This is a genomic window from Williamsia sp. Leaf354 (assembly GCF_001424365.1).
GTDB lineage: Bacteria > Actinomycetota > Actinomycetes > Mycobacteriales > Mycobacteriaceae > Williamsia_A.
In genome coordinates, this window is record NZ_LMPL01000001.1 from 224427 (window position 1) to 237391 (window position 12965).

11 protein-coding genes are annotated in these 12965 nt (G+C 69.2%); 6 read left to right on the plus strand and 5 right to left on the minus strand.

The window, feature by feature from the left end; translation table 11 throughout:
- Nucleotides 1–4: 4 nt before the first annotated feature.
- From ASG12_RS00985 to ASG12_RS00995, 3 genes are read right to left on the minus strand one after another with little or no spacing between them, the layout of a single operon-like run.
- Entirely contained in the window at nucleotides 5–3406 is a 3402-nt protein-coding gene (locus ASG12_RS00985; protein WP_055784238.1) for an ATP-binding protein, read from the minus strand.
- Entirely contained in the window at nucleotides 3403–4230 is an 828-nt protein-coding gene (locus tag ASG12_RS00990) for a DUF4194 domain-containing protein (RefSeq protein ID WP_235455719.1), read from the minus strand. Before ASG12_RS00990 ends, ASG12_RS00985 begins: the two co-directional genes overlap by 4 nt.
- A complete protein-coding gene (locus ASG12_RS00995; protein WP_055784239.1) occupies nucleotides 4227–5759 on the minus strand; it encodes a DUF3375 domain-containing protein in 1533 nt (510 codons plus the stop codon). Before ASG12_RS00995 ends, ASG12_RS00990 begins: the two co-directional genes overlap by 4 nt.
- Before the next feature lie 185 nt (nucleotides 5760–5944).
- On the opposite strand from ASG12_RS00995, the gene ASG12_RS01000 reads away from it, so the two are divergent.
- The 5 genes from ASG12_RS01000 to ASG12_RS01015 all read left to right on the plus strand — a co-directional run bounded on the left by ASG12_RS01000 (nucleotide 5945) and on the right by ASG12_RS01015 (nucleotide 9621).
- On the plus strand, nucleotides 5945–6913 hold the full coding sequence (locus ASG12_RS01000; protein WP_055784242.1) for a DUF1731 domain-containing protein: 969 nt from the start codon (nucleotides 5945–5947) through the stop codon (nucleotides 6911–6913).
- A 106-nt stretch (nucleotides 6914–7019) separates the two neighbouring features.
- Nucleotides 7020–7178: a hypothetical protein gene (locus tag ASG12_RS21470; protein WP_156377870.1), complete on the plus strand. Its 159-nt coding sequence runs from the start codon at nucleotides 7020–7022 to the stop codon at nucleotides 7176–7178.
- A gap of 188 nt (nucleotides 7179–7366) precedes the next feature.
- Entirely contained in the window at nucleotides 7367–7996 is a 630-nt protein-coding gene (locus ASG12_RS01005; protein WP_045821001.1) for a superoxide dismutase, read from the plus strand.
- Between the two features lie 200 nt (nucleotides 7997–8196).
- A complete protein-coding gene (locus ASG12_RS01010) occupies nucleotides 8197–8775 on the plus strand; it encodes a hypothetical protein (protein ID WP_055784244.1) in 579 nt (192 codons plus the stop codon).
- 108 nt (nucleotides 8776–8883) lie between these two features.
- Nucleotides 8884–9621, plus strand: coding sequence for a TMEM165/GDT1 family protein (locus tag ASG12_RS01015; protein WP_055784245.1), 738 nt, complete (start codon nucleotides 8884–8886; stop codon nucleotides 9619–9621).
- Here ASG12_RS01015 and ASG12_RS01020 read toward each other — a convergent pair.
- Complete coding sequence (locus ASG12_RS01020) at nucleotides 9595–10176, minus strand: helix-turn-helix transcriptional regulator (RefSeq protein ID WP_055784247.1); 582 nt, start codon at nucleotides 10174–10176, stop codon at nucleotides 9595–9597. The genes ASG12_RS01015 and ASG12_RS01020 overlap by 27 nt on opposite strands.
- A gap of 206 nt (nucleotides 10177–10382) precedes the next feature.
- Complete coding sequence (locus tag ASG12_RS01025; RefSeq protein ID WP_235455724.1) at nucleotides 10383–12128, minus strand: TM0106 family RecB-like putative nuclease; 1746 nt, start codon at nucleotides 12126–12128, stop codon at nucleotides 10383–10385.
- A gap of 126 nt (nucleotides 12129–12254) precedes the next feature.
- On the opposite strand from ASG12_RS01025, the gene ASG12_RS01030 reads away from it, so the two are divergent.
- Entirely contained in the window at nucleotides 12255–12950 is a 696-nt protein-coding gene (locus ASG12_RS01030) for a DUF6474 family protein (protein WP_055784251.1), read from the plus strand.
- The last annotated feature ends 15 nt before the right edge of the window (nucleotides 12951–12965 follow it).

A 12965-nucleotide genomic window follows, 5' to 3' on the forward strand; every position in this document is an offset into this window, starting at 1 on the left:
CGACTCACCGCTGCTGCCGCGCCGTCGCGATCTCGCCGAACGTCGCGGTCCGGGCGTCCGACCGCGCGCCGTCGGGCCCGATCCGCTTGTCCACCAAAATGACCTGACCGATGAACTGCTCGACGATGCCTGCCATACGGATCGGCGCGGCGATGATCAGCTGGAAACCGAACTGCTCGAACGCCCGCAGCGACTGGCTGCTGAACGTCTCGTCGGACTTGCTGAACGCCTCGTCGAGCATCAGCGGCGCGAAGCCGGGGCGATGGTCGTCCGGACTGCTCAGCGAGAAGCTCAGTGCCGCAGCCAGACAGAACGCGACCAGCTTCTCCTGCTCGCCACCGGAGTTGGTCGCGGTGTTGCGGTAGGTGTGCACCGGCGGCGCGTCGTCGTCAGCTTCCTCGCCGGCGACGGGCCGCGCGAGCTCTTTGCCGTAGAAGAAGTAGCTGTTGCGCACGTCGAGGACGTTGTCGCACCAGCGCTTTCCCTCGGCGTCGGTCGCGGTCAGAGCGATGATGAGGTTCTTGATCCGATAGAACTGCCGCGCCAGCACCGCGCCGTCGCCGGCCCGGGCCGCGGGGGCGTCACGCATCATCGCGTCGACGATGCGGGCGAACTCCGTCGCCTCCTCGGTGGGGTTGTGCTGCACAGCGATCTGCAGATAGGTGCCGGTGTTGAAATCGACCCGCCGGAGCCCGCTGTTGACCTCGGCGATACCGCGACGGATCCGCTTGTTGGTGTCGCCGATCTCCTTGTAGAGGTTCGACACCGAGTGGGAGATGTCGGTGGTGATGAGTTGCCGGAACCGCTCCTGGGTGGAGGCGAGTCCGTGGTCGATGAGCCCGGCGTGGATCGACACGAGATCCTGTGCACCGGCGATGGTGGGCGTCAGGTTGTTCGCCGCGGCGGGCCATTCCCGCACGAACGCCTCGGCGGCGCGCACGATGCGGTTCTCTGCGCTGTCGCGGTCGGCGTTGGCGTCGGCCTGCACCGCCTCGAGTGCGTTGCGCAGATCCGACCGCACCTCGCCGTAGGTCTCGATCGACAGCTGCTTGCCGTTGCCCTCCAGCACGGTGCTCAGCACACCGGAGAGGTAGTCGCGGTCGTCGTCGCTGATGGCGTCGGCGTCGCTGGACTGCTCGAGTTCGGCGAGCCAGCGGTCCCAGTCCGAACCGATGTGGCGCAGTTGATCGTTGATCGCACCGACTCGTGCGACCGCCTCACGCCAGTCGGCGCGGGCGATGTCGACCTGCTCCTCGAGTTCGGCGAGATCGACCCGGTTGCCGCGGACGGCCTCGATCCGCTGGTTCAGCTCGTCGGCGTCGCGACGGGACGACCACCAGTTCAGCTCGGTCCACGAGCCGTAGGCGGCGAGCGCATCGGCCGCCTTGGCGCGTTCCCGGTTGTCCTCCAACAGGTCCCGCATGTCCTGCGACGCCTGCCTCGCCTCGTCAAACCGGGCCTGCAACCCGACGAGCGATTCCTCCAGCGCGGCGCGTTTTCCGTCGGTGTTGGTGCCGAAGATCCAATGGGTGCGGTCGTCGACGCGACGGCGATCGTCCTTGCGGTAGCGGTCGCGTCCGGCCTTCACCAGGCCCTGCGGCGTCACCGCGAGGTCGTGGCGGTCGAGCTCGACCGGGGTGCCGACACACACGTGCGCGGCCGAGCGGGCCACCACGCCGGTGAGCCACGGCCCGGCCGGGTGCGCGGTGTCCACCGTCATGACCGCGGCCAGCGTTCCCGGCGTCGGGTCGGTCACTCCTGCGTCGGTGTCGAAGGCGCGGAACTCCAGCACACCGCCGAGGTTGGTGGCGTTCACGAAATCCGAGACCCGCCTGCGGTGTTCCTGCGGCACCAGCAACGTCATGCCGAGACTCCGCAGCACACGTTCGGCGGCTCCGGCCCAGGTGTCGCGGTGCTCGGGTGCGACCTCGACGAGTTCGGCCGCGAACGGCAGGTCGTGAGCGGCGACACCGGTTCCGGTCGCGATGGCGTCGCGCTGGGCGAGGGCATCGCGCGGCAGCAGCGAGCGGCGGGCGGTCAGGGTGGTCAACTCCTCGAGCACCGCCTCATGCTCGCGACGAGCGTCGGTCTCGGCACTGAACACCGGGTGCGCCCGCGCCGACAGCGACGCCGCGGCCTCGCGGGCGGCACGGCCGATCTGCGGGGCGCGGTCACGGAGTGCGGCGAACTCCTCGTGCGACTCCGGCGTGTTCTCGCCGAGCCGCGACACCACCGCCGAATACCGTTCGTAAGCACGGTTGCGGGCGGTCACCTGCGCCTCGAACGACTTCAGCTCCGCCTCCAGCGACGTGAGCTCACCCTTGTCGACGGTGAGCTGGTCACGCAGCGAGGTGTGCCGGTCCTCGCGTTCGTCGGCGATGTTCTCCCATGAGGCGACCTCGTTGTCGAGCGCGGTCCGCTGGTCCTCGATCGAGTCGAGTTTGGCCTGCAGCAACGCCACGCGGTGTTCGCGCATGAACGCGCGCATGGGCGGCCCCAGCAGCTCGGCGGCACGGGTCGTGGACTCCTCGGCACCGCAATACGCCTGCCACGCATCGGGTATCGGTCGCAGAACCTTCTCCTGCGCATGGGCCCGCGCCGCGGCCTGATAGGCCTCGTCGAGCTGGGTGAAGTTCTCGACCAGCCGCTGCGCCTTGGTGTAGGTGTCGGGGCGGTCGAGCATGTAGGTGCGGATGAAGAGGTTGAGGTCGCCGACGTTCTTCATCGCCTTGGCCTTGCCCATCAACGCGAGCGCCGCCGAGGAACTGCCGATGCCCACCCGACGGCGCAACGCCTCCTGGTAGGCGCTCTGCACGTCGAAGCAGGCGACCTCGGGATGGGAGGCCCGGTACGAGCGGATGTCGAATCCGCCTGCAGCCCAGTCGTTGAGCGACAACAGGTCGGCGTCGCCGGGGTGCAGCTGATACCACGAGCGCAGCGCGGCTCCGTCGTTCCCGGAGCCGGGGAACCACTTGATGGCCACGGCCGTCGTCACCGAGCCCGCGCCGTTGTCGTAGGTGGCGGCGATCGCCGACCACGTCGCGCCGGACCCGCGCAGGTACTGCACCTGCGACTGGTTGTACTCGTCGTCGTTCTCCGCCCACGCCCCGCGCACGTAGTCGGCCATCGAGCGCGCGGCCCGCTTCGCACCCTTGGCGGTGAGGTCGGCCGAGGCGTTGAACCCCTGGTCGTAGGTGGGCAGCAGGACCACCGAGTGACCGTCCATCAGCGACGACTTGCCCGATCCCGACGGACCGGTCAGCAGCACACCGCGCTCGTCGATCGGGAAGTCCTTGTAGCCGTGGAAGGTTCCCCAGTTGACGAGCTGGATACGCGTGAGCCGGAACTGTCCGATCGCGATGGTGCGCCGTGCGGTCGTGGCGGTCTGCTCGAGGGTGTCGGTCACTGCTCGTCCTCATCCTCGGTGGTGCCGTCGGGAGCGTTCTCGGTCTCGTCGAGCGACGCCTCGTCGAGTTCGGCCAGATCGGGGCTGGGGTCGTCGCCGGCGAGGACGCGGTAGGCGCGGGTGTAGGACTCGACCTGTTCCGGCGTCAACAGCGCGGCGATCACCCCGTGGATGGCGTAGCGGTCGGTGCCGGGCAGGGCGCGGATGACCTTGCGGTTCTCGAGCACGTTGATCGCGGCGTCGACACGACGGATGAATCCGGCCTCGTCGGTGTCGCGGACGGGCTTGTAGGTGAGCATGTGGTCGACCATCTCGGTCCGTTCCACCGTCGCCGACTCGTCGACACTGGTCAGGTACTTCTGGCGCAGGAACAGCGCGAGCACCGACGCGGCCAGGGTGAGCGTCGACGCGCGGAGGATGTTGCGTTGGCGCGGATCGGATTCGGTGACCTGGCGGGTGAACGCATACCGGTGTTCGGTGTCGATCTCGAGCACGAGGTTGAGCTCCGACAGGCGCGAGCGGATGATCTGCTCGTTCGCCTCGATGGCACGCCAGTTACGGGACTTGCCGCTCACGTGGGCCGCGGCGACGAGTTCCTGCAGGGCGTAACAGACCGGCGCGGGGAGTTCGGAGGTGTCGCCGTCGAAACGGGGTTCGGTGCGGCGCTGACCGATCTCGCCGAGCGGTTCGGTGCCGTCGAAGCTGAAGTGCGACAGGTCGACCGACGGCGAGGCCTCGGCGTCGGGGCTGTCGACGAACAGGTCGTCGCCGGCCTCGGGGGCGTCGGTCGCGAGATCGTCCTCGGTCACGTCGTCTGTGGTCACGCTGGGGTCCCCCCGGTCAGGTCGTCGAGCAGGTGCACCGCGGGGTCGACGGCGGTCACCACGGGTTCGGGCATGGGGGCGGTGAACACGATGGCGGGCACCGTGATCTCGCGGACACCCCGCGCGGTGTGCGCACCGACCGTCATCGCCGACCGTGTGGTGTCGACCGCGCCGTGTCGTTGCGCGAGCGACCACACGCCGACCACATCGCCCACGCGCGGGGAATCGATGCGCGACAACACCTCCGCGAGATCGGCGGCGCCGCGCGCGACCGACGCGTTCACCGCCTCGGTCAGGGCCTGCCAGTCGATGGTCTCGGTGCCGACGAGCGCGGCAGGGTCGATGTCGATCTCACCGGCGGAGGCCTCGACACCGTCGGGGATCTCGATCACCCCGTCGTGCAGTGAGACCGCGCCGATCGAGTGGGTGTCGGCCACGCCCATCGGGACCTCGATACCCATGTCGCGGCCCGCGCTGACGTGTTCGAAGGCCGCCGCGGCCGCGCGCTGTGCCTCGCCGATCTGCTCCCGCAGCGCCCGATAGTGCAGGAAGTCACCACCTTTGACGAAGGTGTTGATCCGTCGGTACACCTGTCCGCGGATCTCGTCGACGTGCTGCACCTCGTCCCACATGCGGTCGATGAAGCGGCCCAGGATGTCGGCCTGATCACGCGGGAGATCGGGGAGGGCGGCGAGGATCGCGTCGATGTGTCGCTCGAGGTCGTCGCGCAAACGGTGGTCGGAGATGAGGGTGTAGAAGGCGTCGAAGGCGCTGCCCTCGGCGGACCGGTGGAGTTCGTCGTGACCGTCGAACATCCGGTTGAGTGCGTCGGCGTAGGCACCGGCCCGCTCGTCGAGGCCGCCGGTGAGCAGCTCGCGGGAGTTCTCGCGCAGCTTCTCGCCGTAGCCGATGATGTCGGCAGGCATCCGTTCGGCGAGCGAGGTGACCATGCGGATGTCGTCGAACACCCGTCGGGCGTCGACGGCGGGGACCGCGCCTGCGGCCAGCTCGGCCCGCCGCGCGGTCAGCTCGGCGATCTTCGCGTCGATGTCGCGGATGTGTTCGCCGGGATCGGGATTGATGGCGACCGCGATGTTCGACAGTCGACCGATCACCATCTCCATCGCCGTCTGGGTGGCGACCGTGCGGTCGTGTCGTACCGACTGCACCTGTGCCAGCGCGGTGGTCGCGCCCCGCGTCAGCTGATAGCGCTCGATGTGTCGATCGGCGTCGAGGGTGCGGGCGACGAACCCGCGCCGCGTCCAGAGGTCGAGGAGTTCCTCGGCGGTCGGGACGGCGACGTCGCGGTCGGTCCAGTGCGACGACAGCGCGGCGATGTCGTGGGCGAGGCCCGCGGCGAGGTGATCGCCGTCGACCTGGCCGTCGCCGAGGCGGGCGGCCATGAGTGCCAGGTGCACCATCGCGCTGCGCGATCGCAGCAGTCGCAGGGTGACGTCGGCGTCGGCGCTCTCGGTGAACGCGGCGTGCAGAGCGGCCGCGGAACCCGCGGGGGTGGTGCCGACCGCCATGTCACCGCCTTCGCCCGTGTCTAGGAATGTGTCGCCGGTCGAGATCGCCCGACGCCTCCGGCGAGGATAGTGGCCTCGCGCCCGCCCGAGCGCACCCGTCGGCCACCTTGTGCACAGCCTGTGACAGGCGAGATGGGTGAGGTTTCACACGGTCTCCGTGACCTGTTCCGGGGTTACCGTGACGCATGTCCGGATCGCCGCAGGACCCCGCCACCCCGGCCGTCGGGGCTCCGCGTCGCGTCGTCATCGCCGGGGGCACCGGCGCCCTCGGTCGTCGTATCTGCGCAGACCTGGGTGCGCGCGGCATCGAGGTCGTGGTGGTGAGCCGCTCCCCTGACCCGCAGTGGTCGGTCCGACAGGTGCGCTGGGACGGCGAGACGCCCGGGGAGTGGATCGGTGAGCTCGATCTCCCCGGGACCGCGCTGATCAACCTCGCCGGAAAACTCGTCGACGTCCGGCCCACGGCGGCGAACATCGGCGAACTCACCCGCAGCCGCGTCGTACCGACACGTGCCCTCGTCGCCGCGGCGGCCGAACTCTCCACACCTCTCACCCACTGGGTGCAGGCGAGTACCACTGCGATCTGGAGCGACGCCGGCGAGACGTGGTGCACCGAGCAGACCCCGCTGCCCGATCCCGGGCTGCCGCAGATGACCGGGGTCGCCGCCCCGTGGGAGGCCGCCGCACACGGGGCGCGATGCGGGCATCAGACGATCCTGCGGACCTCCATCGTCCTCGACACCGGTGCGCCCGCGCTGGCAACGCTGTCTCGACTCACCCGCTTCGGGCTGGGCGGTCGGGTCGGGTCGGGCCAACAGTGGTTCAGCTGGATCCACATCGACGACTGGCTGGCGATCGTGCGGGGGGCGCTCGGGCTCACGCCCGGTCTCGACCTGCCCGACGGCGTGCTGGTCGCCGCCACCGATCAGCCCGTCCGCAACACCGACCTGATGGCCGCGCTGCGCCGCCACCTGCACCGACCTCCCGCCCCTCCGACCCCGACTCCGCTGCTGCGGCTCGGCGCCGTGCTGCTGCGCAGCGACCCCCTGCTCGGTCTCACCGGGCGCCGCGCACGGTCAGAGGTGCTCGCCGACAGGAACTTCCACTTCGCCTTCCCCGACCTCGACGGCGCGCTCACAGATCTGATCGGGTAGGTCCGACGCCGCCGATTTGAGATGTCTCATCGCCGTGCCTATAGTTGCGCCAACGGTCGCTTCGTGTGACCGTTCTCACTCCCTCGACGGCGACAGGAGCTTGGCGGTGGCGACACACACCCAGTCCGATCCCCATCGGTCGGCAGGTCGGCGTCCCTCCTCCGCCTGGCGCGACGACACCGTCGACATCCGCGGCCGCTGTGTCGCGATCAGCATCAGCATCGCCGCACTCATCGTCGTGCTGGTGGCCCTCTTCCTGCTCTGATCCGCTCCTTCCGACAACTCGTCGGTATCGGTATCCCTGCACGTCACACCGCGTTTCCCGTGCCGTTGAAACCTGAACCAGGGTTGAGGTGGAATCGTCGGCGACTGTTGCATTCACCCCAGCACTGCGTAAGGCTGGATACGGTAGAAGAACATCGCACGGGTATGGAACCCGAGGAGAGGAACAACGTGTCTGAATACACCTTGCCGGATCTGGACTACGACTACGCGGCACTGGAGCCGCACATCTCCGGCAGGATCATGGAGCTGCACCACAGCAAGCACCACGCCACCTACGTGAAGGGCGCCAACACCGCGCTCGAGAAGGCCGCCGCGGCACGCGAGGACGGCACCATCGCCGACAAGGTCTTCCAGCTCTCGGCGAACCTGGCCTTCCATCTCGGTGGCCACACCAACCACTCGATCTTCTGGAAGAACCTGTCCCCCAACGGTGGAGACAAGCCCGAAGGTGATCTCGCGGCCGCGATCGACGATCAGTTCGGCGGTTTCGACAAGTTCCAGGCGCACTTCACCGCCGCGGCGACCACGCTGCAGGGCAGCGGATGGGCGATCCTCGGCTTCGACACCATCGAGGGCAAGCTGGTCATCCAGCAGCTCACCGACCAGCACGGCAACACCTCGGTCGGTCTCATCCCGATCGTGATGCTCGACATGTGGGAGCACGCCTTCTACCTCGACTACCAGAACGTGAAGCCCGATTACGTCAAGGCGTGGTGGAACGTCGTCAACTGGGCCGACGCCGGCGAGCGTTTCGCCAAGGCGCAGAGCCAGGGCAAGGGACTCATCGTCGGGGCATGAGCGCCCCGGGGTGATCACCCCAGCAGTACCCAGGAGGGCCATCGACGAGAGTCGGTGGCCCTTCTCGTGTCTCGGTCCTGCAAACATCCTGTAACGCTGCGCTGCGCAGTCCGCGCCAGCGGTTGTGGCGCCCACCGCGGTCGGTGATGCTCGTCAGAAGTGACGCTCGGTGGTGGCGTCCGTCTGCGGTAGGAGGCCTCATGAGCGAGGACATCGGTCCGGCGAGGCGGTCCGCCGCGGCCGTCCCCATCGGTCTCACACCGTTCCATCGCGACGGTCGACTCGGCGGCATGTTGATCTCCGGCCGCTGGCCCGACACCACCCTCGAGTGGACACAGACCCTCGTGGCCTCCGTGCGCATCGCGTGCCGCCCCGGACTACTGCAGACCACCACCATCTTCGGGGTGGTCGAAGACCGTCCCGACGAGTGCGAGCCGGGCACGGTGGGGATGATGCTCGCGATGGGCAGCGTCTTCAGCGACGACTTCATCGCCGTGCTGAGCCACGGCGGACCCGATCGCTCCGGCCTCCGCGGACATCCGCCGGCGCTCGTGATGCTCCATCCACCGTCGCAGACGCGACCGTCGTTGCCGGAGTGTTCGGAGGTCGCATCGGGATGCGTCCTGCTGCCCGGTGTCCCCGAACTGGGCCTCGAACACCGAGCCGGCTGGGCCGAGGCGGAGGCCGACGGCACGGTGGTGACGCTGCGCAACCAGGTCGGGGTCGACCCGAACTCCGACCCCGACACCGCCGTGCTGGCGATGTTGCTGGCCGCCTGAACCTTCTCGCACGGGTCACCGAAACCGCGTCAAAAGGGCCTCCGAACTGGGGTTATGAGGGTTGGGTAACTGTTGCTCGACCCGCGCGATCCCTCTACCGTCACAGTCATGCTCTCCGCCCTGATGATCAGCTTCGGCGTCATCTTCGTCGCCGAACTCGGCGACAAGTCGCAGCTGATGGCAATGACCTACGCGATCCGGTACCGCTGGTGGGTCGTGCTGCTCGGCATCACCATCGCGACCACCGCCGTCCACCTCGTGTCGGTCGTCGTCGGCCACTACCTGGGGCTGTCGATCCCATCGGACCTGATCACCATCGTCGGCGGTCTCGCCATGCTCGTGTTCGGGCTGTGGACCGTGCGCGGCGACGAACTCGACGACACCGAGTCCAACCGCGCCGCACGGACCGGGGCCTCGGTGATGTTCGCGGTCATGTCGTCGTTCTTCCTCGCCGAGCTCGGCGACAAGACGATGCTGGCGACGATCACGCTGTCCACCGACCACAACTGGGTCGGGGTGTGGATCGGTTCGACCGTCGGCATGGTGGCCGCCGACGCGTTGGCGATCATCGTCGGTGCAGCACTGGGGCGGAAGCTGCCCGAACGTGCGATCTCCCTCGGTGCGGCGGTGCTGTTCTTCGGGTTCGCGATCTGGTTGCTCACCGAGGGCATCCTGGCCGCCGCGAGCACCATCGTCGCCGTCAGCGCCATCAGCGCCGCCGTCGTGATCACCGTCGTCGGGATCGGCGTCATCATCGCCACCCGCAGGTCGCGGGCCGCCCGCGCCGCGACAGCGGAACCCGTTGCGGCAGAGGCTCCGTCAGGACCGGACGGGGACCACGCGTAAGCCGCTGTGCACCGGCTCGTTCGACGGACGGCTGTCGGCGCCGCTCAGCGCTGACGCCAGATCCGGCGGATCGACCGGCAGCCCCTGCTGTGCGCGGAGGACCTTGATCAGTTCCCCGACGATGAACACCGAGTCGCTCGACAGGCCCGCGAGGCGGAACGCCGCGACCTGCACGCTCGAATCGGCCTGGAGACGCATCAGCTCGATCTGGTCCCGAGTGCGTTGCGCCGCACGGTCTTCCAAGAAGTAGTGCACGTCGACTCCGAACGCCGCGGCAATGCCCTCGACGGTGCGGAACGACGGCGACTTCGCCTTGCCCGACCGCAGCTGGCTGAGGTATGACTCGCCGAGACGGAATCCGCGCTCGGTCGACCGCGCCGCGATCGCCTTGGCGCTGTATGCGCGCCCGTTCGGGCCCGGCACGGTCCGGAACAGTTCCTCGAGCCGCCGGGCGAACAGACCCGCGTCCGACGCTTCGGCTCCGTCGTCCGTCGAGTCGTCGCTCGTCGACACGGCATCGTCCGGACGCGATTTGCCCGAGACAGATCCAGACATCTTTCCCCACCCCCACTGAGTTCAGTGAAATCGGTGCGGGACGTCACCAGATGGGTCTCACAAGGATCCGCCCCCGCACAACCCTGCCGGTGGCGACCGTTTCCCCCGGTCACCGACATGGTCCCGCACAGGATATACGACAAGGTGGTCAAACGTGGACGTCGCGGCCCCGCAGGCCTCCCGTCGACCGTGCACGTGAGCCGGGGCTACAGCGCCGACCGGTGCGGGATCGCGTCCTTCGCGGTGGTGTCGATCCACTCCCGGAGCACCTTCGTGGCCCACACGTCGTCCTCGTTGTAGCGCAGGAGTCGCGCCCGCTGCCCCTCCGCGGCGTCGTCGGGATCGGCGCTCGCGGGTTCGTCACGCCCCACCGCGACGCGGTACCAGTCCATCGACGCCTCACCCCCGGCGTCGGGGTCGCGCCACGAGAACCCGGCGACGGGGGCGATCTTCTTCAGTCCCTTGCCGTGGGGACACACGAAGTTCGCGCCGACCGCCTCGTAGACATCGACCCACTCAGGGGAACCGATGAACTGCTCGACCTCTCCGATCGCGGGGACTCCCGGATGGTCGGCGAACCGCCGGGCCGAACCCAGCAGCCACCGGTTCTCGGCGGCCTGCGAATAGCAGTAGGCGGCGAAGGTGTGGCCGGCCTCGTGCGCCGCGGCGCGCTCGTCCATCAGCCACGCCCAGAACTCCGCGAACGACCGGGCCTCGTCGTCGGTGGGCAGCGGGTCCCAGGTGACGAACGGGCGGTAGAGCACCTCACGCGCGGGGTCGGTGCGGTCGGTCAACAGGGTGCCCCACAGGTAGGCGCCGTCCTCGCCGTAGGACTCCATGTCGACGTCGACCTCGACGTCGGCGCGCGCGACGACGGGCTCCTCGGTGCGGCGGATCAGCGGCACCCCGGCCAACCAGGCCCGGGCACAGGTCACGGCGTCGGCGAGATCGGCCCGACCGGGCCAGTCCGGCGGTACCGGGCCGTCGAACGCCGCGAGATCGTCGATGGTCAGCACACCGGCGGTCCGCAACGCCCCGACCTGCGACCCGTTGACCACGAGACTCACATCGCGGGTGGCGGTCAGCTCGGGTTCGCATCGCACCCACCAGGGGCAGGTGCGGCACTCGCCGACCCGACTCGGCCCGGTGGTCAACTCCCCCGCCGCGATGGCCGAGCGCCGGGTGACCACGGCGTCGTAGTCGGCGAGGGTCTCGCCGAGATCGTGGACGACGATGCAGTCGGCGTCGAGTCCGATCGAACCGCCGAGCCCGCTCGACGACCCGAGGCCGGCGTGGGCGAGCAGCCGGGTCAGATGCGCCAGGCGCAGCAGATCGCGGCGATGGCGGCGGACCGCGCGGGACGGGTCCGGCGTCGGCGCCCACGACCAGAGCGGACTCGTGACCGGAGGCGCCGACGGGGTGTCGCCGGAGCCCGCGGCCGGCTTCTTGGCGGGGGGTGCGGGGACGGTGACGCGGTGGTTGACGACGATCACGGGCACGTAGCCGTCGGCGACGCGGACGAGGAGTTCGGATCCACCGCGGATCCCCGCGTCGGGATCGACGGGCAGCGACGCGTTCCAGATCCATGCGACGCCCGCGGCGCAGGCCGCCATCGTCGCGGCCACGCGCTCACCGCCGTGGGCGCCGTCCACGCGCACCACCGCGCCGGGTTGATCGCTGTGCAGGCCCTCGAGCATCTCCGCGACCGTCTCGCGGTGGGCGGTGGCGGCCTCCTTGCGGCGGGTGACCGACGGATCCTCGGCGGCCGGGGTGTCGGTGAGTGCGACGACATCGGTCGCGGCCGCCGACTCGGGGGCGGCGAGCGTGTCCGGGACCACGCCCGAATCCAGCGCGAGGCGATGATCGCAACCGCTGAGATCACGCGCGGAGAGGAGTCGACGGGGTCGTCGCACGGCCGCCCTGTCGTCCATCTCCACCCATCCCTTTCGCATGCACGTGACGTCACCCGCCGGCTTCCTCGACCGAGCGAGGGCACCGCCCGTCGGCTGTGCGATGCTGGTGTGGCTGTTCTTCTACCGTAGTGCCGAGACATTTCTTCAACCGGGAGGATCCGATTCATGGGTCTGTTCACCTCGAGACGCAGCACGCGCGCGCAGAGGAAAGCCCAGGCCAAGGCCCTCAAGGCCAAGGCGAAGTTGGAGGCCCGCCTCGATTCACGCGGAGTGGAGCGAGATCGCAAGGCGCGCAGGCGCCAGGAGGCGAAGCTCACCAAGAGGACGCTGCGCGCCCAGCGCAAGTCCGACAAGGCCGTGGTGAAGGCCGTCACCGACACCAACAAGGCGAGCGTGAAGGTGGCCAAGGCGAAGGCCGATGCCGCCGCCGCGGGCACGTCGCTGACCCCGCGAAAGGTCAAGCGCTACCTGTCGATCGCGAAGGTCGCCTCGCCCATCGTGGTGCCGCTGGCCTACCGCGGATCGGTGCTCGTCCGCGAGCAGCTCACCCGCTACCAGGCCGAGCGCGTCGGCGTCCCCGTCGACGAGATCAACCAGTACAGCGGCCACGGTGCCGCACTGTCGGCACAGATCGCCGGGGCCAACCGGTCGCTGTCGACGCTCGCCGGGACCCGTGACAACGACGCGGAGACGAAGACCTTCGCATCGACGATGCAGTCGCGGCTCACCGACCTGACCGCGGCGACCGAGGCGGCCGAGCACATGCCGGCCCCGCGCCGTCGTGCCGCGCACAAGGCGATCTCGACCGAACTCACCGCCATCAACGCCGATCTGCTGGCCCGCCTCGGGGTGCGTCCCTGAGCGGTGATCGCCGCG

Excerpts from the sequence above, each read along its gene's own strand:
- ASG12_RS00995 (WP_055784239.1), bottom strand. The coding sequence starts at position 5,759 with ATGGCGGTCGGCACCACCCCCGCGGGTTCCGCGGCCGCTCTGCACGCC.
- ASG12_RS01000 (WP_055784242.1), top strand. The coding sequence starts at position 5,945 with ATGTCCGGATCGCCGCAGGACCCCGCCACCCCGGCCGTCGGGGCTCCG.
- ASG12_RS01010 (WP_055784244.1), top strand. The coding sequence starts at position 8,197 with ATGAGCGAGGACATCGGTCCGGCGAGGCGGTCCGCCGCGGCCGTCCCC.
- ASG12_RS01015 (WP_055784245.1), top strand. The coding sequence starts at position 8,884 with ATGCTCTCCGCCCTGATGATCAGCTTCGGCGTCATCTTCGTCGCCGAA.
- ASG12_RS01020 (WP_055784247.1), bottom strand. The coding sequence starts at position 10,176 with ATGTCTGGATCTGTCTCGGGCAAATCGCGTCCGGACGATGCCGTGTCG.
- ASG12_RS01025 (WP_235455724.1), bottom strand. The coding sequence starts at position 12,128 with ATGCGAAAGGGATGGGTGGAGATGGACGACAGGGCGGCCGTGCGACGA.
- ASG12_RS01030 (WP_055784251.1), top strand. The coding sequence starts at position 12,255 with ATGGGTCTGTTCACCTCGAGACGCAGCACGCGCGCGCAGAGGAAAGCC.